The organism is Paraburkholderia sp. (assembly GCF_050742655.1).
Classification (GTDB): Bacteria; Pseudomonadota; Gammaproteobacteria; order Burkholderiales; family Burkholderiaceae; genus Paraburkholderia.
On sequence record NZ_JBOIGG010000024.1, the window covers coordinates 18,681 to 40,071 of the forward strand.

Annotated in this window: 17 protein-coding genes; 6 read left to right on the forward strand and 11 right to left on the reverse strand. The window is 63.6% G+C overall.

Annotated features, from left to right (window positions below; translation table 11 throughout):
* The first annotated feature begins 154 nt into the window (after positions 1-154).
* Positions 155-2,092 (forward strand): S53 family peptidase, encoded by a 1,938-nt coding sequence (locus tag ACREXZ_RS26865; protein WP_431767170.1) that lies wholly within the window; start codon positions 155-157, stop codon positions 2,090-2,092.
* A gap of 270 nt (positions 2,093-2,362) precedes the next feature.
* The gene (locus tag ACREXZ_RS26870; RefSeq protein ID WP_431767171.1) at positions 2,363-5,458 is read left to right on the forward strand and encodes a transglycosylase domain-containing protein; all 3,096 of its coding nucleotides are present in this window, start codon (positions 2,363-2,365) and stop codon (positions 5,456-5,458) included.
* Positions 5,459-5,462: 4 nt separating this feature from the next.
* Here ACREXZ_RS26870 and ACREXZ_RS26875 read toward each other — a convergent pair whose 3' ends face one another.
* From ACREXZ_RS26875 to ACREXZ_RS26890, 4 genes are all read right to left on the reverse strand, one after another.
* On the reverse strand, positions 5,463-6,689 hold the full coding sequence (locus tag ACREXZ_RS26875) for an ROK family transcriptional regulator (protein ID WP_431767172.1): 1,227 nt from the start codon (positions 6,687-6,689) through the stop codon (positions 5,463-5,465).
* A gap of 29 nt (positions 6,690-6,718) precedes the next feature.
* Complete coding sequence (locus ACREXZ_RS26880; protein ID WP_431767173.1) at positions 6,719-7,510, reverse strand: ATP-binding cassette domain-containing protein; 792 nt, start codon at positions 7,508-7,510, stop codon at positions 6,719-6,721.
* Between the two features lie 38 nt (positions 7,511-7,548).
* On the reverse strand, positions 7,549-8,535 hold the full coding sequence (locus tag ACREXZ_RS26885) for an ABC transporter permease (protein WP_431767174.1): 987 nt from the start codon (positions 8,533-8,535) through the stop codon (positions 7,549-7,551).
* A gap of 102 nt (positions 8,536-8,637) precedes the next feature.
* Positions 8,638-9,642 (reverse strand): sugar ABC transporter substrate-binding protein, encoded by a 1,005-nt coding sequence (locus tag ACREXZ_RS26890; RefSeq protein ID WP_431767175.1) that lies wholly within the window; start codon positions 9,640-9,642, stop codon positions 8,638-8,640.
* Between the two features lie 433 nt (positions 9,643-10,075).
* On the opposite strand from ACREXZ_RS26890, the gene ACREXZ_RS26895 reads away from it, so the two are divergent.
* From ACREXZ_RS26895 to ACREXZ_RS26910, 4 genes are all read left to right on the forward strand, one after another.
* Positions 10,076-10,414, forward strand: coding sequence for a PadR family transcriptional regulator (locus tag ACREXZ_RS26895; protein ID WP_431767176.1), 339 nt, complete (start codon positions 10,076-10,078; stop codon positions 10,412-10,414).
* Positions 10,411-11,532 carry a DUF1700 domain-containing protein gene (locus ACREXZ_RS26900; RefSeq protein WP_431767177.1) on the forward strand — a complete coding sequence of 374 codons (1,122 nt, stop codon included), beginning with the start codon at positions 10,411-10,413 and terminating at the stop codon, positions 11,530-11,532. The genes ACREXZ_RS26895 and ACREXZ_RS26900 overlap by 4 nt, the downstream gene beginning before the upstream one ends.
* A 107-nt stretch (positions 11,533-11,639) precedes the next feature.
* Positions 11,640-12,437: a BPSS1780 family membrane protein gene (locus ACREXZ_RS26905; RefSeq protein ID WP_431767178.1), complete on the forward strand. Its 798-nt coding sequence runs from the start codon at positions 11,640-11,642 to the stop codon at positions 12,435-12,437.
* A 159-nt stretch (positions 12,438-12,596) separates the two neighbouring features.
* Positions 12,597-13,244 (forward strand): glutathione S-transferase family protein, encoded by a 648-nt coding sequence (locus ACREXZ_RS26910; RefSeq protein WP_431767179.1) that lies wholly within the window; start codon positions 12,597-12,599, stop codon positions 13,242-13,244.
* 92 nt (positions 13,245-13,336) lie between these two features.
* Here ACREXZ_RS26910 and ACREXZ_RS26915 read toward each other — a convergent pair whose 3' ends face one another.
* From ACREXZ_RS26915 to ACREXZ_RS26945, 7 genes are all read right to left on the reverse strand, one after another.
* Positions 13,337-14,104, reverse strand: a complete 768-nt coding sequence (locus ACREXZ_RS26915; protein ID WP_431767180.1) for a hypothetical protein — start codon at positions 14,102-14,104, stop codon at positions 13,337-13,339.
* Between the two features lie 68 nt (positions 14,105-14,172).
* Positions 14,173-15,114 (reverse strand): glycosyltransferase family 2 protein, encoded by a 942-nt coding sequence (locus tag ACREXZ_RS26920; protein WP_431767181.1) that lies wholly within the window; start codon positions 15,112-15,114, stop codon positions 14,173-14,175.
* Positions 15,115-15,136: 22 nt separating this feature from the next.
* The gene (locus ACREXZ_RS26925; RefSeq protein WP_431767182.1) at positions 15,137-15,706 is read right to left on the reverse strand and encodes a methyltransferase family protein; all 570 of its coding nucleotides are present in this window, start codon (positions 15,704-15,706) and stop codon (positions 15,137-15,139) included.
* Positions 15,707-15,728: 22 nt separating this feature from the next.
* Positions 15,729-16,931 (reverse strand): efflux RND transporter periplasmic adaptor subunit, encoded by a 1,203-nt coding sequence (locus tag ACREXZ_RS26930; protein WP_431767183.1) that lies wholly within the window; start codon positions 16,929-16,931, stop codon positions 15,729-15,731.
* The gene (locus tag ACREXZ_RS26935; protein WP_431767184.1) at positions 16,924-18,441 is read right to left on the reverse strand and encodes an efflux transporter outer membrane subunit; all 1,518 of its coding nucleotides are present in this window, start codon (positions 18,439-18,441) and stop codon (positions 16,924-16,926) included. Before ACREXZ_RS26935 ends, ACREXZ_RS26930 begins: the two co-directional genes overlap by 8 nt.
* 32 nt (positions 18,442-18,473) lie before the next feature.
* Positions 18,474-20,069 (reverse strand): DHA2 family efflux MFS transporter permease subunit, encoded by a 1,596-nt coding sequence (locus tag ACREXZ_RS26940; protein ID WP_431767185.1) that lies wholly within the window; start codon positions 20,067-20,069, stop codon positions 18,474-18,476.
* Positions 20,066-21,343 carry a glycosyltransferase gene (locus tag ACREXZ_RS26945; protein ID WP_431767186.1) on the reverse strand — a complete coding sequence of 426 codons (1,278 nt, stop codon included), beginning with the start codon at positions 21,341-21,343 and terminating at the stop codon, positions 20,066-20,068. Before ACREXZ_RS26945 ends, ACREXZ_RS26940 begins: the two co-directional genes overlap by 4 nt.
* Between the last annotated feature and the right edge of the window lie 48 nt (positions 21,344-21,391).

A 21,391-nucleotide genomic window follows, 5' to 3' on the forward strand; every position in this document is an offset into this window, starting at 1 on the left:
CCGGAGGGCTTCTTTCGTCCGCCGGATTAATAACGATCTAATTTGAGTTATTTTGATTTTGATTATCGGAATGGGCGGGTTTTCAGATAATTAACTATAGATATATCGTCGTGCCGGTATTTCATTTCTTGTTTCTTTTCAGGAGCGTGGAAAAATGAAGAAGGTCGTGCATGTGAAACGTGTATCCCCGGCTGGTTTCGCGAGAGCGCTATTGCCGATGGCCGTGGCGGCGACGCTGCTGCCGCTGTCCGCGTATGCCGCGGACAGCTGGGTGGCGACGCGGACTGCCGCGTTCCTGCAACCCGCGCAGGCGGCTACCGCCGCAGCGCAATCGGAAGCCCGCGGTGCGACGGCAGGTGTGGCCAGCTATACGCTCGGCACGCACGCGGCCGCCGAACTCAACAACGCGCTCGTGACGCCGCTCGAAGTCAGCCAGCCGCTGCACGTTACGGTGGTGCTGAAGGGCCGCAACGAAAGTCAGCTTGATGCGTTTCTGCGCGAGGTTGCCCAGCCGGGCAGCGCGCATTACCGCCAGTATCTGACGCCCGAGCAATTCAAGGCGCGTTTCGCCCCGACCGATGCGCAGGTGCAGGCGGTAGTCGCGCATTTGAAGGCAAGTGGTTTCACGAACATCGCGGTGTCCGCGAATAACAAGCTGGTCACGGCGGAAGGCAATGCGAATAACGCGCAGAACGGATTTCACGCGAGCCTGAAGCGTTTCAATTACCGCGGCAAGCAAGTGTTCGCGAACGATACGGCTGCACTCGTGCCGTCGTCGCTCAGCGCCAGTGTCGACTCCGTGCTCGGCCTGCAGAACGCGATCGTGCCGCACCGGTTGCTGCACCGGGTCTTCCCGGTCAACGCTAACGTCGAAGCACGCACGGCGGGAACGAACGCGGCGGCGGCGCAGGTCGGACACCAGCCAACCGATTTCGCGAAGATCTACGGCGCGAGCAGCCTGCCTGCCGCGACGAACACGACCGTCGGCATCATCACGTGGGGCGACATGACCCAGACGATCGCGGATCTGAACACCTTCACGGGCAACGCCGGTCTGGCGACAGTGAACACGAAGGTGGTCGCGGGAAGCTCCGGCACGCTCGCCGACGACGGCGACCCGAGCGAGTGGGATCTCGACAGCCAGGACATCATCGGCACGTCTGGCGGTGTCAAGCAACTGATCTTCTATGCGGCGGTGAACGGCGACAGCCAGGACAGTGGTCTGACCGACGGCACTTTGACGTCGGCGTACAACAAGGCCGTGACCGACAACCTGGCGAAGATCATCAACGTGTCGCTCGGCCTCGACGAAGCGTCCGCGAATTCGGACGGCTCGCTTGGCGCCGACGATACGGTCTTCAAGCAGGCCGCGGCGCAGGGGCAGATTTTCTCGGTGTCGTCCGGAGACGCGGGCGTGTATCAGTGGTCCACGTCGCCGCAAGGTGCGCCGGGCTACATCGGCACGAACGACGGCAGCGGCGTCAACACGACGATCAACCTGTCGCACTACAGCGTATCGTCGCCGGCCAGTTCGCCGAACGTCGTCGCGGTGGGCGGCACGACGCTGTCGACGACGAACACCACCACGTGGTCGGGCGAAACGGTCTGGAACGAAGGGACCGCGTTTGCCGACGTCGACCAGTTCGGCAACCAGATCGACGACTCGGTCCGGATCTGGGCGACCGGCGGCGGCGTCAGCTCGTACGAGACCGCACCGAGCTGGCAGACCACGGCGCTCGGCAGTTCCGTGACGAAGCGCGTGTTGCCGGACGTCGGATTCGATGCGGCCGGGGCGACGGGCGCAAAGGTCATCGTCAACGGACAGTCGGAACAGTTCGGCGGTACGAGCCTCGCTTCGCCGATTTTCGTCGGCGGCTTTGCACGGATCGAATCCGCGCATAGCAACGGCATCGGCTTGCCGACGTCCGGTTTCTACCAGACTTTCCCGACCAATACGACGTACATCCACGACGTGACGTCGGGCAATAACGGCTACAGCGGTCATGGCTATACCGCAAAGGCCGGCTGGGACGACGACACCGGGTTCGGCAGTCTCGACTTCGGCAAGCTGAGCGCGCTTTATACGCAGTGATCAAGCAGCGTAGTTGCGCAATAAGCGCGTAGCACCAGGCGGTCCGTGCGTTTGACGACTCACGGGCCGTCTGTTTTTTTCAGGGCATCGCGTTGAGGGTGTTGAAGCGTCCTGCGAACTTGATAGTGTAGCCGCGTTTTGCGCGTCTGCAAGCGCTCTAAATGGATGTACTGGCTGCGCAACGGTGGTCCGGCCGAGTTTGCAAATCGGCGCTAGACTAGCTGCTGAAACGACGTTTTTGTGGCTTGTACCTGCGCAGGAGACGCAGCCATGAATCGGCCGCTGGTTCGCATCCCGCATCGCGCGATCGGCACTACGTCCTTCTGGACGTGGTTCAAGTGGCTCCTTTTCGCCGTGTTTCTGCTGGCCGTCGCGATCGTCTACCGTGTCGCGCGGACCGAGATCGAAACCTCGCGGCTGCAGGCGCGCTATCTGTCCGAACTGACGCGCGACGTCGGCTTTACCGTCGACGAAGGCCGCAGCGACAGCATCCGTTTCCCCGCCAAAGCACCCTACGACACCCGGCTCGGCTACGCACAGTTGCCGGCGTTCGAAGCGCGTCTCGCGTCGCGCGGCTACGTCGTCGCCGCACAGGCGCGCGATTCGGTGCGTATGACGGATCTCGCCGACGAAGGCCTCTTTCTTCCCTACGAAGAAAAAGACCAGGCCGGCCTGCAACTGTTCGACGCAGCGGGCACGCCGCTCTTCAGCGCGCGCTATCCGGCGCGCATCTATGGCAGCTACGACGACGTGCCGCCGCTCGTCGTGAATGCGTTGCTCTTTATCGAAGACCGCTATCTGCTCGACCCGTCGCAGCCGAACCGCAATCCCGCAATCGACTGGGGGCGTTTCAGTCGCGCGCTCGCCGATCAGGGCGTGCGGCTGTTCGATCCGCATCAGCAGACGCCTGGCGGTAGCACGCTCGCGACTCAGATCGAGAAATTCCGCCACTCTGCGGGCGGCCGCACGTCGACGGCGCCGGAGAAGCTGAGGCAGATCGCGTCCGCTTCGGTGCGCGCGTATCTGAACGGTCCGCAGACGATGCTCGCGCGGCGGCAGATCGTCGTGCGCTATCTGAACTCGGTGCCGCTTGCCGCGCAGGCGGGCACTGGCGAAATCAACGGTATCGGTGATGGCCTCGCCGCGTGGTATGGCCGCGATTTCGCGGATGTGAACCGCATCCTGACGGCACCCGTTTCTACCGATCCCGATCAACTGGCCGCGCAGGGACTCGCGTTCCGGCAGGTGCTGTCGCTGATGATCGCGCAGCGCGCACCGTCGTTCTTTCTGCAACGCGATTACCCGGAACTCGAGCGGCTGACCGACAGCTATCTGCGGCTGCTTGCGGCGAACGGTGTCATTTCGATGACGGTGCGCGATGCCGCGCTGAATGCGCCGCTCGCGTTGAACCGCACGTCGAAGCCGCCGCCTGCGACGTCGTTCGTCACGCGCAAGGCGGTGACGTCGCTGCGTTCGCAGTTGCTCGGCGCGCTGGGTGTAGCGAGTCTGTACGATCTCGACCGGCTCGATCTGCGCGCGACCGCGACGCTCGACAACACCGTGCAGCAGGCCGTCAGCGAACGGCTCGCCAGTGCGGCGACGCGCGACGGCGCGCGCGTGGCTGGCCTGTACGGCTTCGAAATGCTACGGACCCAGGACGACCCATCGAAGATCGCGTACAGCTTCACGCTGTTCGAACGCCGAGGCGGTGCGAACCTCGTGCGCGTGCAGACCGATAGCGTTGACCAGCCGTTCGACATCAACCAGGGCGCTCGGCTGAATCTCGGCTCGACCGCGAAGTTGCGCACTATCGTCACGTACCTGCAGATCGTGTCGGACCTGCACGAGCGCTACGCCGGCATGAGCACGGCGCAATTGCGGGCGGTGCAGCCCGATCGCCAGGACGTGCTGACTCGCTGGGCGCTCGACTATCTCGCGAAGACGCCGGATCGTTCGCTGCGCCCGATGCTCGATGCGGCGGTCGAGCGCAAGTACTCGGCGAGCGCGGGCGAAACCTTCTACACGGGCGGCGGCGCGCAGGCGTTTACCAATTTCGAATCGAGCGACAACGACCGCATCCTGACCGTGCACCGCGCGTTCCAGCATTCGGTGAACCTCGTGTTCGTGCGGCTGATGCGGGATATCGTGCGCTACGAAATGATCCAGACGTCGGGCCCGTCGTCGCAATGGCTCGACGATCCGGCGACGCGGCAGATGTATCTGCGACGTTTCGTCGATCAGGAAAGCCGCGTGTACATGAACCGCTTCTACACGAAGTACCACGGCAAGACCGCCGACGACGCACTCGCGACGATGCTGCATACAGTGCGCAAATCGCCTCAGCGCGTCGCCACCGTGCTGCGTAGCGTCGCGCCGGAGCAGTCGCCTGCATGGTTCGACGCGCAGATGCGCGTGGCACTGAAGGGCACGCCGGCCGCATCGATGTCCGACGACGATCTCGCGACGATGTACGCGAAGTACAGCGTGGACCGCTTCAATCTGAATGATCGTGGCTACATCGCGAAGGTGCATCCGCTCGAGCTGTGGACCGCCGCGTACCTGCGCGCGCATCCGGACGCGAGCGCGAACGACGTGCAGGACGCAAGCCGCGACGTACGCTTCTCGTCGTACACGTGGCTCTTCAAGACCCGCTATCACGCGACCCAGGATCGCCGCATCAAGCGCATGGTCGAGCTGCGCGCGTACGATGCGATCGGCAAGTCGTGGCAGGCGCTCGGCTATCCATTCGCGAACCTGACGCCGTCGTACGCGGCGGCGATCGGCGCATCCGGCGACCGGCCGGTCGCGCTCGCGCAACTGATCGGCATCATCGCCGACGACGGTAACCGCATCCCGACGCACAGCATGACGTCGCTCGATTTCGCGAGCGGCACGCCGTACGAAACGCGCTTCACGCATGTCGCGGCGCCCGCGCAACCGGTGCTCTCGCCGGAGATCGCGGCAGTCGCACGTGTGCTGCTGCGCGACGTCGTGAACGGCGGCACCGCGAAGCGGCTCGCAGAAGGTATCGCGCTGCCCGATGGTCGCACGCTCGACGTGTATGGCAAGACCGGCACCGGCGACCAGCGCTTCAACGTGTTCGCGCCTGGCGCGCGGCTGATCGCGTCGCGCAAGGTGAATCGCAGCGCGACGTTCGTGTTCGTGATCGGCGATCGCTTCTTCGGCACGCTGACGGCCTACGTGCACGAACCGTATGCGGCGCGCTACGACTTCACGAGCGCGCTGTCCGTGCAGTTGCTGAAGTCGCTGACGCCGGTGCTGCAGCCGCTGCTCGACGACGATCGACGGGCCGAAGGCACCACGCCGGGTGTCACTGGCACCGCTGACATCGACGCAGCCAGCTGACCGCTCAAAACGGCGCTTCGACTGCGGGCTTCAGAAACAGCTCATGCACCGGCGCGAAGTGCGCGTATAGCGGCAAAATCGCACCGCCCATCGCGCGTGCGTCCGCGCCGATCGTCCCTTCGAGCAACTGCGGCCGCACTATCCCTTCCCATTCGAAACGGTCGAGCACGCGCTCGGTTCGTCGAATGATCTCGCGTACCAGCTGCCGGTCCAGTTCGCCGTCGATCACGACCGCTTCCAGATCGAGCAACGCCGCCGCGTTGGTTAGCGCGCCAGCGATAGCGGGGCACGCAGCATCGAGCCATTGCTCGGTGTGACGCCACAATTCGGCCGACAACGCGCGATGATCGTGCGCGGCAGCGATCGGCGCACCCGCTGCGCCGATCGCCTGTTCGAGCACGAAGCCCGATGCGGTGTGCAGCAACTGCCGCGCAGGCGCGTTCGCGCGCGACGTGCCCGCGAGCGGGATCGAACCGACTGCGCCTGCGTTGTCGTGCGGTCCGCTGTGCAGTCGCCCGTCGATCACCAGGCCACCGCCGATGAACGTGCCGACGAACAGATACAGGAAGTTGTGAATGCCGCGGCCCTGGCCCATCACGAGTTCGGCCGCGCACGCGGCGGTCGTGTCCTTCGCGAATTCGACGGGCAGGCCGGTCATCGCTTCGATGCGCGCGCGGATATCGATGTCGTGCCACGCGTCGAGCGCTTCCTGCGGCGCGCCCAGAAAATCGCGCCAGCCGCCGAGCCACAGCGGCGCAGCCACGCCGACGCCGACCACCTTGCGCGCACGCGCGCCGAGCGCATCGTTCACGCGCGCGAGCTTCGCTTCGAGCGAGGGAAACAGCTCGCGCGGATCGGGGTACGCATAGTCGAGCACGTCGCGGCAGCAGACGCTGCCGGTGAAGTCCATCGCGAGCACGTCGAGGCTGCGGCGTCCGACCTTGATGCCGATCGTGAACGCGCCATCGGGCCGCAGCGCGATCGGTACCGAAGGCTGGCCGATGCGGCCGCGCACGCGCGGCTGCTTGACGAGCAGCCCGTCGTCGATCAGCCGCTCGACGATCATCGATACCGTCTGCATCGACAGCCGCGTCAGACGCCCGACATCGGCCTTCGGCAACGGACCATGCAGACGGATCGCCTGCAGCACGATGCGTTCGTTGAACTGGCGCATGCCGACCTGATTCGAGCCGACCGTGCGCCGCATCGGTGAGCGGGTACCGGTGTCCATTACGTGCGCCGATTAATCGCGAAGCAAGGTCATGCGATCGCCTTGACGTCTGCTTCTTTAGCGCCCGTCATGATCGCGACCGCTTCCGACATGTGCACGTCCTTCGTATTGACGAGCGCCGCGCGTCGGCCAAGCCGCTGGATGTGGATGCGGTCCGCGATGTCGAATACGTGCGGCATGTTGTGGCTGATCAGGATCACCGGGAGCCCGCGATCGCGCACGCGGCGGATCAGCTCCAGCACCATGTTGCTTTCCTTGACGCCGAGCGCGGCCGTCGGTTCGTCGAGGATCACGACGTGCCGTGCGAACGCCGCACTGCGCGCGACCGCGACGCCCTGGCGCTGACCACCCGACAGCGTCTCGACCGCCTGCCGCATCGAGCGGATGCCGATCTGCAGACCCTTCATGTGCGCGGTCGCTTCCTCGAGCATCCGACGCTTGTCGATCATCTTCAGCAGCGAGCCGCGCCAGCCCGGCTTGACGATCTCGCGTGCGAGAAACAGGTTTTCGGCGATGCTCATCGCGGGCGCGACCGCGAGTTCCTGGTAGACGGTTTCGATGCCCTGTTCGCGCGCGTCGAGCGGGCTGCGGAATTTGACCGGCTTGCCGTCGAGCAGGATCTCGCCTTCGTCGGGCACGGTCGCGCCGGACAACGCCTTGATCAGCGACGACTTGCCCGCGCCGTTGTCGCCGATCACGGCGAGGATTTCGCCGGGCAGCACTTCGAAATCGCAGCCGTCGAGCGCGGTGACCTGGCCGTAGCGCTTGACGAGGCCCCGTGCCTGCAGCACCGGGGTCGCGGCGGATTGAGGGGTCGACATGACGGTCTCCTGGAATGCTGGGGGCAGGGCGCGCGAACTCACGTGCGGCGATGCGAAAGCTTGTCGGCGGCGACGGCGAGAATCACCAGCATCCCGGTGATCAGCACCTGGTACACCGACGACACGCCGATCAGCGTCAGCCCGTTGCGAAACACGCCGACGATCAACGCGCCAAGCAGCGTGCCGACAATCGACCCACGTCCGCCGAACAGACTCGTGCCACCGAGCACGACTGCGGTGATGCTGTCGAGATTCTCGGTCTGCCCGGCCTGCGGATCGCCGACGCCGGTGCGCGACACCGACAGCAGCGCGGCGATGCCGTAGATCGCGCCGGCCAGCGTGTACACCGTCAACAGGATGCGTTGCGATGACAGCCCCATCAGACGCGCGGCTTCCGCGTTGTTGCCGAGCGCGTACAGATGACGTCCCGGCACCGTGTCGCGCAACACGAACCATGCGGCGAGGTACATCAGCAGCGTGAGCACCGTGCCGTACGTGATTTCGGCCGGCCCGAAGCGGAACGTGTTGCCGAGGAACATGATCGCGTCGGGCAGGTTCGAGACGCTCTCCGCGTTCGAATAGATCTGCGTTAATGCGAACGCGATGTTCAGCGTGCCGAGCGTGACGATGAACGGCGGCAGCTTGATGCGCGTGATCAGCACACCGTTCAGCGCGCCGAACAGCGCGCTCGCCGCGATGCCGCAGACAATCGCAATGATCGGCGGCACGCCGAGTACGACGGCGAACTTGGTCATCACGATCGAGCCGAACGCCATCAGCATCCCGCACGACAGATCGATGCCGCCGGTCAGCACGATCAGCGTCTGGCCGATGGCGATCACGGCGACGACCATCGTCTGCTGCAGGATCAGCGACAGGTTCTCGGCCGACAGGAATCGGTTGCTCTGTGAGATGAAGAACGCGCACGCGAGCAGCAGTGCAATCAACGGACCGATTTCCGCAAGCGACGGCAGGCGATCGGCGAAACGGCGCGACGAGGACGCCGGCGCGGAGGGAGTCGACATGATGATGGATTCCTCGATGCAGGGCGCGGTGCGCCCTGTGACTCACGTCGCGGATCGCGCAGCGCGTGTACTACATGCGCTGCGCGATCCGCACAAGCAGCGTTACTTGTTGCCCCAGCAGTTGTCGAGGCCGAACTTCGTGTCCTTGCTGTCGACGCCGGACATCGGTTTGTCGGTGATCAGCGTCACGCCGGTGTCGTGATAGCCGCTGACCTTCTTGCCGGTCTTCGCGTATTCGACGCCCGCGTCCACGCCCAGCCCGGCCATCTTCAGCGGGTATTGTTGCGAGGTCGCCGCGATCGCGCCGGCCTTCACGTTGCGCACGCCTTCGCAACCACCGTCGATCGACACGATCATCACGCTCTTGTCCTTGCCCGCTGCTTTCAGTGCGCGATATGCGCCAGCCGCGGCCGGTTCGTTGATCGTGTAGACGACGTTGATGTCGGGCGACTTCTGCAGACAGTTTTCCATCGCTGTCTGCCCCTTCGCCTGATCGCCGCGCGTGTCCTGGCTGCAGACGATCGACGGATCGCCTTCCTTCACACCGAAGCCCTGCAGAAAGCCGTTATGACGCAGCACGCCGACCGAGATGCCCGGTGCGAGGTCGAGCGTCGCGATCTTCGCCGGCTTGTTGCCGAGCGCGGCCTTTGCGTATTCGCCGATCAGCACGCCGGCCTTGAAGTTGTCGGTGGCGAAGAGCGCGTCGGTTGCGTCCTGCGGCTCGGTCGGCGTGTCGAGCGCGATCACCATCACGCCTGCCGCGCGCGCCTTGCGGATGCTCGGCACGATCGCCTTCGTGTCGCTCGGCGTGATCAGGATCGCCTTCGCGCCGGCGGTCATCATGTTCTCGATGGCCGTGACCTGGCTCGCGTTGTCGCCGTCGAACTTGCCCGCGGCGGTGAGGAGCTTCGCGCCGCTTTTCTGCGCCGCGCCTTCGGCACCCTGTTTCATCTTGACGAAGAACGGATTGGTGTCGGTCTTCGTGATGAGGCCGACGATCGGCTGATCGGCGGCCTGCGACGCGCTCGCGCCCCAGAGCGCGGATGCGGCGACGCAGAGTGCGGCGAGACGCCGCGCGACAGGGTAGCTGCGGGAATGCTGGGTCATGGGTTGCTCCTCCAAATCCGGATAGTTGACGACGTGTCGGGACTGCGGGCGGGCGTTCGATGCGCCTCTGTTCCTGGCCGCTTTTAGTCGCTCTTTGTTTTGCGAGCGGTTGTGCTGCGGTCGGGACTAAATCACTTTGGTTTATTTAGTACAGCAGGGCGAGGATGGGGTGTCAAGGATGGAGGTTGCGGTGCGGTGCGGGAATCAGGTGAGGGAGTGTCGTGGTTAAAGCCTTGTGCAGCCTGCCTGTTTGTATGATTTCGCAGTGCAGCGATAAGGTTGGCTGATTCGGGTAAATCGGGAGGTGGCGGTGGTTTTCGGGGTGTCTTTTGGCAAGGAGACGTGCATAGAACGGTACCTTGCATAAAACAGTAGCCGCTGCTACAGTGCTTTGCACGGTACCGCGCAACACACACTACAAACTTGGCAATTGATGAAGACGCAGTTAAAGAAAGGAACGCTCGATATGTGCGTGCTGGCTGTCCTGGCCCGTGGGGATAGCTACGCATACGAGCTTGTGTCGACGCTGGCGGAAACGATGGAAATCAGCGAAGGCACGATCTACCCGCTGATGCGCCGCTTACAGGCAGAAGCGTGGGTGTCGACTTACCTCGTCGAGTCGAGTTCGGGGCCACCCCGTAAGTACTACTCGCTGACGGGTGCGGGGCGGCGCAGCTTGCTCGAAATGGAAGACGAATGGCGCAGTTTTGTGGACGAGGTCAACGGCGTGCTGGGACAACAAGGCAAACAGAACTCAGGGGAAAACCCATGAAGCAGGACGAATTCATCGAAGCGCTGCGTCGGGAACTCAGCAGTCTGCCCAAGCAGGCGGTCGATGAAATTGTGGCGGACTATCGCGAGTACATCGGAGACGCGCTCGCCGCCGGACGGCGCGAGGAAGACGTGATCGCCGCGCTGGGCGACCCGGTCAAGCTGGCCCGCGAACTGAAGGCGCAGGCGAACTACCGGCAATGGCAAAGCCGCCGTTCGGTCGGCAATCTGCTCCGCGTGATGGTCTCGATCGCAGGGCTGGGGCTGCTGAATGTGCTGCTACTGGTGCCGCTCATGTTGTACCTGGTGGTGTTGACTATTGGCTATGTGGCCTTCACCGGGCTGACCATTGCCGGGATTGTCGGCGTAGTTGCATTGAGTGGACACCACCTGTTCAGCACGCCGTCGCACGGCATTCCGTCTATCCATTTCGGCAGCAGCGACCACGGCAATGCTGGCGACGCGGATACCACCGCCGCCAGCAGCAGCAAGGGCGATGAGGAGTCGCCGGGCAACCTGAAAGATTTGCGAATCGTCGGCGACCGGTTTGTCTTCGATCTACAGGATGGCAGCAGCGTGTCGATGGTGACACGCGCCGGTCCGATCAAGATGCGCAATGACGACGACGAGCTGAAGATCGAAACCCCGAGCGATGGCGCGCGGCAACTTCTGAGCAAAGAGAAGGACGGTACCTTGAGTATCCGCCGCGATGAGGTGGTGACGCTCGACGTGAGGAATGACGACGATGACCGCGTGTCGTTTGTCAGCGCCGGGCAGGATGGCAAGTCGGCCAGGTGGAAAATGTCCAGCGACGATGGCGACCATGTGGAGATCGAGGAAGACGCGCATGGCAACACCAGCAGTCTGATCGCGAAAAGCGGTTCGGACTCGGTGCAGATCCGCAACGGCAGCGTCGACATTGACGACGGTCAGGACCGGATTCGTGTCCACGCATCGGGCGGTAAATATAACTATCTGGTCGCAATGCTGCCGATAGGCGTGCTGGGTCTGCTGTTCTGGGTCTGGCTGACACGAATGAGCTGGCGCGCCGTGACGCGCTATGTAATGCGGCAAATCGACGTGGTCTCGGAAAGACTCGAGCGCGACCAGACGTCCTGAACACGAAGTGAAGAAACGCAAGTCATTGGATCACAGAACGATTGAAGATTCGGATAACTAAACACGGTAGCAAAACCCCCACATTCGCCCTATCAGAGGAAATCGTCATGAACATCGATTACCCAAGCGCAGTTTCAAGGGAAACCCGCACCCATAGCACACCCGCATTGCGTTTCCCCGCGGGCCATGAAGTCAGTCCGCTGCGCTTGTTCGCGTGGCTCGCAGCCGGCTGGCGGGCGGCGAGCATGCAGCCGGTGTTGTGGCTCAGCATCGTGCTTCTCTGCGCCGACTTCGCAACGCTGCTCGGCTTCCTGCCGTTGTTGCGGCCGCTGGCGGTGCTTCTGGCGCCGCTCGCGGTCGGCGCGCTGATGTTCGTGCAGGAAGGCGCAAGCCGGGACGAGCCAGTGTCGTTTCGCGAAATGTGGATGGCAATCCGTCGCCGCAGCAACGCACTTTGCATGATCGGGCTGTATGCCGCAGCGATCGTCGCAATCGGTTACGTCGTCATGCTGGCGATCTTCAATGTCTCGCTGATGGCCTCGACTACGGCGGACGGTGTTCATAACCTGTCGATCAGCTACGGCGGTGCTCCGGGCCTGCGCGGCACACTCGAAGCAATGTGTGGCGCGTCGATCTACGCTGTTGCCGTCGCTGCCGCATGCTTTGCGCCGGCGCTCGTGACATTGCACAACATGACACCGCTTGACGCCATGATCGCCAGTCTCGGCGGCGCACTGCGCAACTGGCCGCTGACGCTGGGTGGCTTCCTTGTGATGACCCTTGTCGTGCTGTTTATGCCGACGATGCCGCTCGCAGTGCGGGCGCTCGTCCTGACGCCGCTGTTGACTGCGCTGCCGCTGCTGGCAATCTATGGCGCGTATCGTGACGTGTTTGTCGGCAAGTAAGACGACGCGAAGTAGGGCGTGCGCGGTGAGATTGCGCGCGTCCTTGTTCCAGGCTCTGTTCACATTTTCATGGATCGCTCATACCCGTAGCGTGTCGACGCCAAATCGACTGGAGTTACCATCCAGGCTTTGGCACGCACAGGGTTCCGGGAGAACAGTATGCTTACGGTATGGGGGCGCAGTAGTTCGTTCAATGTTCAAAAGGTAATGTGGCTCATTGGTGAGCTAGGTATTCAACATCGGCATATTCCGGCCGGAGGAAGTTTTGGAATCAAGAATACCCCCGAATTTCTCGCGATGAATCCGCATGGGCGAGTCCCAGTTATCGATGATGAAGGAACTGTCGTCTGGGAGTCGCACAGCATTTTGAGATTTCTTGCTGCTCGCTATGGGCGGCCCGATTTTTGGAGTGAGGACCCCGGTACCCGATCCAACGCAGACCGCTGGATGGACTGGGCCCAAACGAGTCTGCAACCGGCTTTCCTGACCGGGGTATTTTGGGGCTATTTTCGAACCCCTCCAGAGTTGCGAGACGCCCCCAGCGTTGAACAGAGCATTGATCTATGCGCGCAATATTTCCAGCTTCTTGATCAAGTTCTTTCTGAGCGGCCGTTTCTCGCTGGCGATAGACTCACCTTGGCCGATATACCCGCTGGAACGAACCTGTACCGATACTTCGAACTTGATATCAGGAGACCTCACGTACCGCATGTTGAAGCGTGGTACGAACGACTCAGAGAGCGTCCGGCGTACAGGGAATATGTGATGATTCCATTTGAAGAATTGCGCGGACGGCTCGACTATTAGGCCACATCGACTGTAGCGGCGCTTTGTCTTGCGATTCGGGCGCGGAGGAATGACAGCCTTCGCGCGAGTGGCTTGAATCTGATGTTCCCTCGTCATTTCCAGAAAGCGACGCTTACCCCAAATTCATACATCTCGTTAGCACCCCCCAAAGCGGCTTGACCGACACCCGTCGCTACATAGCCTGCGTGGAGATCGCCGGCGTTGCTTGCAAGAAATTGATCTGGCCAGTGCCAGTCGGTGTAATCGACATCGGACGTGAGGCCGACGTGCGTAAACACCTGATAACCGGGTAACCTCGATTGCATTTCCTGTGTTATCCCGTCTCGCACGGCGGCACATACCGCTTCCTGGTCTTTCTCGGCGTTGACTGCCGCCTGGCTTTTCAAGACTTTCTCGACCACACCGTAGCGAAAACCATCCCGGTCAAGTCCGTCAACGGTAAAGCTTTGCCCACCTCGAAAACAAGCCACGGTACAGGTGATCGCATGGTTCGCGCCAACACCTCCCAGGTACCCTTTGGGACCCATCCATGTGACGTAACCGGCGAGAAAATCGTTGCTCGCGCTCGACAGGAATACGCAAGAGTCGGGTGGTGCGTTATATCCATTCTCCTGGAAGCTGATCTGCGTATAGATCATGAACTCGCCAGGATATTTAGCTAACCGCTCTCCCACCTTTTCCGTCATTGCGCCGCGCAAAGCACTCGCGAGTGCGTCGTCGACGGTAGCGGCGAGCACGTCCGGGGCCACGACCACCTCCTGCAACCAGCCGAAAAGATCCAGGTTGACAAAAAGCGGATCGGTTTTAACCGCTGCAGCTTTACTGTCGCCTGCGGCTTGCGGCGAGAAATTGTCTGTCATCGTGAACTCCCAGGAGATTGGTCGAACCTAGCCATCTGCCGGAGCAAACCAGCAGCAAGTAACACCCGTCACTCCCGCCCAACACGATGCGCCAGCCAGGCCGCAAGCCCAGGCCGCGCCGTCTCGAGCGGCCCAAGCTGCCCGAACAACCCATCGGCCACCCCCATCAGGATGCTGCGCAGCTTCGCGATCTTGTCTGCCTCGAACAGCAGAACCTGCAAGGCCTGCCACAGTGTCCACAGGTTAGGACTAAACGCGACGGGAAAACGCATGCCGTACTTCAGTGCGATGTACATCGCGTTGCGCGCTGTGTAATACCTGCGCGTGGGCGCGTGATTCTCCGACGTGAGCATGAACGGTCCAAGCCGATGTCGCCGCTTGTTGCCGATTCTGTGGGGCAATACGAGTTGGGGAATTACATAGAGTGGCACGTTATGCAGCAATGCGCGGAAGCAGTATTCGGTATCGACGTGATCGATGAAAAGAGACTCGACAAAATTACCCAGCGTCTCGAACGCGCGTCGTGACACGACACATCCCGATGAAATCAGGAACGAACAGCGTTGCGCGCGGGTACCCGGGTCCAGCCGCAGGCGACGCACGAGCAGACCGTCGATAACGATCTCGGGCAGGAAGCGCTTTTCGTTGTCGTCGTAGATGCGCGGCCCGAGCAGGAAGGGCTGTGCGCCGAGCGTGCTGCACGTATCGCGCATGACGTCGAAGAACTCGGGCGGGGGGGACGAATCCTGGTCGAACAGCACGACCGCGTCTGCGCCCGCCACGAAAAGCTGCGCCAGGCCGCGATTCAGCGCCCCAGCAATGCCGTTGCGGTTGCCGTTATGAAGAAGCGGTACGCCAGATGCGCCGAGCACGGCAGCCGCTTCGACGTCGGGTTGCGGTGAGTTGTCGATCGCAAGCATCGAGCTGCAGTGCGTACGCAATGACACGGCGTGTGCAAGCTCCTCCTTGCTCGGGTGAAACAGCACGATCAGCGCACCCAGTGTCGTCATCGCGTTTCGCTCCTCTGGGTTTTCAGTAGAGTCCGGGGATCAACGCGGACACCTCGAGTCGGTAGTGACGGTATGCATCGCCGAAATAATCGGTCAACCAGCTTTCCTCGACGCGGACTTTGTACGCGAGCGACGCAAAGATCAACGCGACCCCCAGAAATGCGAACCATTGCCCGTTGATCAGTGCCGAGCCAACGAGCGCCAGCAGGCAACCCGTGTAGATCGGATGCCGCACGAGGCGATAGGGGCCGTTGCGCACGAGTTCATGCCCTTCCTTCAGCGTGACCGACACACTCCAGTTCGTCCCGAGGTACCGTCGCGCCCAGACCGAGAACCCGAGTCCGGCCAGTTGAATCAGCTCGCCGGCAAGTTGCACGGTGCCAAGGCTCCCGAGATCAGGCGTCCACAAGGCGGCGACCGGTGCGGGTACGGTAATGAGCACGCCGCCGATGACGAGCGGGATCGCCTGCAGCCTGCGCGACAGGACGCCCTCGCGTTTTGCCGTGGCTTTCACGGCCTTCGACGTGGCGATCCAGTAGATCAGCCAGATAGTCCACGGAAGCAGGATGGCAATGCTTTGAATGATGTTCATGTCGTCTATCCTCGTTACGCTGCTATTGGGTGCCGTCGATCACCGCATTGACGACCGCGTCCGCCTGTTGCATCGTGCCGTCGTCGGCCACGGGCGATCCGCCCACGCGCGGCGGCGCCAATGTCGCGATCGTCCCGCTGCGATCGTGCGTATCGATCGACACATCCATCGACACCCCCAGCGGCAACGGATGCGCCGCGATTTCAGCGGGCACGAGTGAAATCGTCACCGGCAGCCGCTGCACGACCTTGATCCAGTTGCCCGCCGCGTTCTGCGGCGGCAGCATCGAGAAGACGCTGCCGGTACCGGGCGCGAGCCCTTCGACGCGGCCATGAAACACCACGTCCGAGCCATACAGGTCCGACACGATTTTCACCGGCTGCCCGACGCGCACGTGACGGATCTGCGCCTCCTTGAAGTTCGCCTCGATCCACAACTGCGAGAGCGGCACGACCGCCATCAACTGCGCGCCCGCGGCGACCGGTTGACCGATCTGCACCGAGCGCTGCGTCACGCAGCCCGCGACCGGCGCGGCGATCGTCGTGTGCGCGAGATTCACGTATGCGAGCCGCACCTGCTGCGCGGCGTTCGCAACCGCGGGGTTGTTCTTCGCATCGGCCGGACCGATCGCCGCCTGGCCCGCGGCGAGCTGGTTGCGTGCGGCCGCGAGATTGGCGCGCGCGAGCGCAACCGACGACTGCGCGCGCACATATTCCTCGCCGGACACGACTTCCGCTGGCGCGTTCGAGCGCGCTTTCAACGCCTGTTCCGCGAGCGCGAGATCGGCGGTGCGCGCGCGGATCGCGTCTTCGTACATCGCATTCGTGAAGCCGGTTTGCCGCGTCTGCTGCAAGGCCTGCACGAGACCGGCCTTCGCGCGTTCGAGCGCGATCTGCGCGTCGGTCGGATCAAGACGCACGAGCGGCTGGCCTGCCTTCACGCATTCGGTGTCGACCACTGCGACGTCACGCACGACACCGGGCGCGCGCGCGGCGATGCGCACGATGTTGCCCGTTACGTACGCGTTGTCGGTGCTCTCCGCGTAGCGGCCCCACACCAGCCACTCGATGCCGGCCGCAAGCGCGGCGAGCAGCACGAGCCCGGCCAGCACCGCGAACATCACATTGCGGCGGCGTACCTTGCGCGGGTCGCGCAGGTCCTGCGCGTCCTGCACATCGCGAATGGCCGGCGCGATGTCCGCTTCGGACAGATTGTCTCTATGCATGCCCGTGGTTCTCTTTGATGTCGTAATCGAAACCTCCGCCCAGCGCGCGTATCAGCGCGATTTTCGCGTCGCGCCGCTGCGCGTGCAGCGACACGAGGCGAAGCTGTTCGTCGGCGAGCGCGAGACGCGCGGACAGCACCTGTTCTTCCGGCAGCAGACCGCGCTTGTGCCGTTCGTCGGCGATCCAGGCGACGCGTGTGCGCGCCGCGACAGCCTGTTCCTGCAAGGTAATCTGCGCGTCGGCGCTGCGCACGGTTGCGATCGAGCGCGCCACTTCGCCGAGTGCCGTGTCGAGTGTCTTGTTGTAGAGGCCGATCATCGCGTCCGCATTCGCCTGGTCGCCGTGCAGTTGCGCGCGCAGCTGCGGCCGCTCGAAAATCGGTAGCGATAGCGCGGGCCCTATCGCGAACAGTGCCGACGAACTGGAGAACAGCGAGCCGATGTTCAACGACGAAAAGCCAGCCGCCCCGATCAGATCGATGTTCGGATAGAACCGCGCGCGTGCCGCGTCGATGCGTCCTTCGGCCGCCGCAACGCGCAGCCGTGCGGCGACGATGTCGGGGCGCCGGCCGAGCAGATCAAGCGGCAGGTTCGCGGGCAACGGCAGCGCGGTGGCGCCCGATGCCGCGAACGCCGGACGCGTGAGCTTCAACCCGCGCTCAGGACCGTTACCGGTCAATACACCGATCTGCAGACGCACCTGCGTGATCGTGTCGTCGGCCTGCTGCAGTTGCAGCGCGAGATCGGCCTGACGCGCACGCGCGGTCTGCGCGTCGTAGCCGGTATCGAGGCCACGTGTCATGCGGTTTTGCAGGATCGCATCGCGGCGCTGTTCGTCCTGCTGCTTCTGCACGACGAGATCGCGCGAGGCGTAGTCCGCGTCGAGTTGACCGTACAGCGTGACGAGCGTCGTCACGAGCGCGAGGCGCGCCTGCTGCGCATCGACGCGTGCTGCGTCGCGTTCGGCGACCAACGAGCGCGTGATCGCGCGGTTACGGCCCCACAGATCGAGGTCGTAGTGCGCGGCGCCGATGACGCTTGCAGGTGAAACCCACGGATCGCTGAACAGATCGATCGGGATGGTGGTGCCCGCGTAGTTCACGTTGGCGGCACCGTCGACTCTCGGTAGCCGCGCTTTCAACGCGTTGGCGGCCACGGTGCCGCCGAGCCCCGACGCGGCGCCGAACGTCTCGAGCTGAGCCTGTGCGGCCGCGATCCGTGCGTTCGCGATATCGATGTCGGGGCTGTTCGCGCAGGTCTCGTCGACGAGCGCGACCAGTTGCGGATCGCCGAACGACGCGACCCAGTTCGTCGTCGGCCAGTCGTTCGTCGTGGCGTTCGACGATGCATCGGTGTGCGTGGTGCGGGTGCTGTTCGCGAGCGCATCGGCCTTCGGCACGTGCAGCGCGACCGCGTGACGCGCGGTGCCGTCGTCGATGCATGCGACGAGCATCGGCACGAGCAGCATCGAGACGGCGATCGGGCGCAGGCGAAGCAGCCAGGTGCGCATTGGGGTTCGGTCGAGATCGCGTGCCATGGTCGTCAGTGTCCCGCGCCTGCGGCCGACAGACGGCGGGCCGGCCGCGTCAGCCACATCGTTGCAGCGAGCACCAGGCACACGATGCAAGCCATATAGAAGAGATCGTTGGTCGCCATCATGTACGACTGCTGCTGCACGACCTCGCGGATCACCGGCAATGGTCCAGCGGCCGCGAGACCCGCATCGTGCAGCGACTGCGCGAACAGGCTGGTTCCGTCGGACGCGGGCGTCACCGACTGACGCAGGGTGCCGTAGTGAAACGCCGCGCGGTTGTCCCACCATGTGACGCTGAGCGCGGTGCCGAACGCGGCCGACAGCGTGCGCAGGAAGTTCGACAATCCCGACGCCGCCGCGAGCTGGTGATCCGGCACGCGCGACACGATTGCCGCCGTCAACGGGATGAAGAAGCAGGGCAGCCCGATGCCCTGGATCAGCATCGGCGTGACGATCTGCTGGAAGGTCATCGTCAGCGTGAAGTGCGTCGTATCCCACGCGAGTACCCCGAAAAACACGAGGAAGCCGAACGACGTGACGAGGCGTGCATCGAGTCGTTCGAGATAGATGCCGATCAGCAGCGAAAACACGAGTGCAAGGACACCGAGCGGCGCGGTCGCCATGCCGGCCTGGAACGCGGTGTAACCCATCACGGTCTGCATCCATAGCGGGAAGATCACACCGATCACCGAGAACGCGACCATGCCGAACGAAATGATCGCGACGCCGAACGAGAAGGTCCGGTCGCGGAACAGCGACAGGTCGATCACCGGATGTTTTTCGGCCGATTCCCAGATCAGCAGCGACGACAGTGCGATCGCGGCGACGACCGCGAGCGTGATAATCATCGGCGAATCGAACCAGCCGTTCTCGCGGCCGAGGTCGAGCACCGCCTGCAGCGAACCGACGCCCACCACCAGCAGCACGATGCCGGGCAGGTCGATGCGCGCGCGGCGTTCCGGCGCGGGGTCACGACGCAGCAGCCACATGCAGGCGATGAACGCGAACACGCCGATCGGCAGGTTGATGAAGAAGATCCACGGCCACGAAAAACGGTCGATGATCCAGCCGCCGAACACCGGACCGAAGATCGGCGCGAGCAGCACCGTCATCGCCCACAGCGCGAGCGCAAGCACGCGCTGCTGCGGCGGGAACGCGCGCAGCAGGATGGTCTGCGATAGCGGCACCATCGGGCCCGAACTGAGGCCCTGCAGCGAGCGGAAGCCCACCAGCAGCTCGAGGTTCGGTGCCGTCGCGCACATCAGCGACGTCAGCGTGAACAGCAGCACGGCAATCACGAAGAGCCGCGTTTCGCCTATGCGGTTCGACAGCCAGCCGGTCAACGGCACGGCGATCGCCGCCGACACCGAGTACGAACTGATGACCCAGCTTGCCTGCGAATTCGATACGCCTAGACTCCCGGCGATCGACGGCACCGCGACGTTGGTGACGGTCGAATCGAGTACCTCGATGAAGGTGGCAAGCGACAGCGCGAACGTCAGCAGCGCGAGTTTTGCGCCACGCAGAAGCGGCGTGGCGTCGCTACTTCCGGTACCGCCGTGCGGAAACGGGGCGGATTGCCGATGCGGAGGTGCGCCCGTCATGCAGGCACATCCAGCGCTTCGAGCGTGGCCACCGACGGCGCGAAGCGCTCGATGTACTGCGATGCGGCGACAGTCGCGTCGGGCGCTTCGGCGATACGCCGACGCATCTGCGCGCAGCGCGCGGCGACTGCGGAATCGTGCGTTACGCGCGTCAACGCGGCGGCTAGCGCGCGCCCGCTCGCAGGACCGTCGATGCGTAGACCGCAGCCGGTCTTCTCGATCCGCGCGGCGTTGTCGAACTGGTCGTGCGCGAACGGCGTGACGACTTGCGCGATGCCGCTCGAGAACGCGAGCGCAGCGGTGCCGATACCGCCGTGATGAACGATCGCCGCACAGCGAGGCAACAGCGTCTGCATCGGCACGAACGGGCGTAGCCTGACGTGCGGATGCGCGGCGAGCGCGGCCGGTGCGCTGCGTGTGAGCACGATTGCACGTACGCCGGTCAACCGGATTGCTTCCTCCACGGCGCCGAAGAACGCGCGCTCGTCGATCAGCGTCGAGCCGGCGGTGAACGCGACGGGCGCCGGGCCGGCGGAGAGGAAGTCCGCGAGATCGTCGTCGAGTGGTGCGAGACCGGCTTCGCTTGCCATCGGAAAGCCGCACAGAAAGCGATTCGACGGCCAGTCGGGTTGCGGCTTCGCGAACCATTCGGGAAACAGACACAGCACGCCGTCCGGCGAATGCAGCCATTTGCCCAGAATCCGCCGGGCGGGCGCGAGACCGATCTCGTTGCGTACGCCGTTTAGCGCGGGGCCGAGCGCGGGATCGAGCACGGCTTTTTCGATCAGCCGCATCGATGCGATGCGAATCTGCAGCGGCAGCCACATCGGCACCGTGAAGCGCTTGTGCGTCGGTGGCGCGTGACCGGAGAACAGCGTCGACGGCGAGACCTGGACCGAGATGTATGGTGTGCCCTGGATCTCCTGCACGATGCGCGCGGAGAACGCCCACAGCGAACCGACCATGATCGTGTCTTCAGTGACGAGTGCGGTCAGCGCATCGACGTGCGGGCGAATCGTCGGCGCGATCACTTTCCACAGCGTGCGGAACGACGTGCGCGGATGCCAGAGCGCCGGATTCGCCATCGCCGCTTCGTATTCCAGCGCGGTACCGATCGGCACGAACTGGAAACCGTGCTGCTCGACGAGCGGCGCGAATGGCGGATGCGTGCAGAACACGATCCGGTGTCCGCGATCCGCCAGCGTGCGGCCGATCGCGAGAAACGGATGAACGTCGCCGGCCGAGCCGATCGCGGTGATGATGATCTGTGCCATGCGTTTTGCGCCCCATGCGTCCGGTACGTTCGATGTGTCCGACGAACC

Bases quoted from the DNA above. Each gene is read 5' to 3' on its own strand.
- ACREXZ_RS26865 (WP_431767170.1), top strand. From the start codon at position 155: ATGAAGAAGGTCGTGCATGTGAAACGTGTATCCCCGGCTGGTTTCGCG.
- ACREXZ_RS26870 (WP_431767171.1), top strand. From the start codon at position 2,363: ATGAATCGGCCGCTGGTTCGCATCCCGCATCGCGCGATCGGCACTACG.
- ACREXZ_RS26875 (WP_431767172.1), bottom strand. From the start codon at position 6,689: ATGGACACCGGTACCCGCTCACCGATGCGGCGCACGGTCGGCTCGAAT.
- ACREXZ_RS26880 (WP_431767173.1), bottom strand. From the start codon at position 7,510: ATGTCGACCCCTCAATCCGCCGCGACCCCGGTGCTGCAGGCACGGGGC.
- ACREXZ_RS26885 (WP_431767174.1), bottom strand. From the start codon at position 8,535: ATGTCGACTCCCTCCGCGCCGGCGTCCTCGTCGCGCCGTTTCGCCGAT.
- ACREXZ_RS26890 (WP_431767175.1), bottom strand. From the start codon at position 9,642: ATGACCCAGCATTCCCGCAGCTACCCTGTCGCGCGGCGTCTCGCCGCA.
- ACREXZ_RS26895 (WP_431767176.1), top strand. From the start codon at position 10,076: ATGAAGACGCAGTTAAAGAAAGGAACGCTCGATATGTGCGTGCTGGCT.
- ACREXZ_RS26900 (WP_431767177.1), top strand. From the start codon at position 10,411: ATGAAGCAGGACGAATTCATCGAAGCGCTGCGTCGGGAACTCAGCAGT.
- ACREXZ_RS26905 (WP_431767178.1), top strand. From the start codon at position 11,640: ATGAACATCGATTACCCAAGCGCAGTTTCAAGGGAAACCCGCACCCAT.
- ACREXZ_RS26910 (WP_431767179.1), top strand. From the start codon at position 12,597: ATGCTTACGGTATGGGGGCGCAGTAGTTCGTTCAATGTTCAAAAGGTA.
- ACREXZ_RS26915 (WP_431767180.1), bottom strand. From the start codon at position 14,104: ATGACAGACAATTTCTCGCCGCAAGCCGCAGGCGACAGTAAAGCTGCA.
- ACREXZ_RS26920 (WP_431767181.1), bottom strand. From the start codon at position 15,114: ATGACGACACTGGGTGCGCTGATCGTGCTGTTTCACCCGAGCAAGGAG.
- ACREXZ_RS26925 (WP_431767182.1), bottom strand. From the start codon at position 15,706: ATGAACATCATTCAAAGCATTGCCATCCTGCTTCCGTGGACTATCTGG.
- ACREXZ_RS26930 (WP_431767183.1), bottom strand. From the start codon at position 16,931: ATGCATAGAGACAATCTGTCCGAAGCGGACATCGCGCCGGCCATTCGC.
- ACREXZ_RS26935 (WP_431767184.1), bottom strand. From the start codon at position 18,441: ATGCGCACCTGGCTGCTTCGCCTGCGCCCGATCGCCGTCTCGATGCTG.
- ACREXZ_RS26940 (WP_431767185.1), bottom strand. From the start codon at position 20,069: ATGACGGGCGCACCTCCGCATCGGCAATCCGCCCCGTTTCCGCACGGC.
- ACREXZ_RS26945 (WP_431767186.1), bottom strand. From the start codon at position 21,343: ATGGCACAGATCATCATCACCGCGATCGGCTCGGCCGGCGACGTTCAT.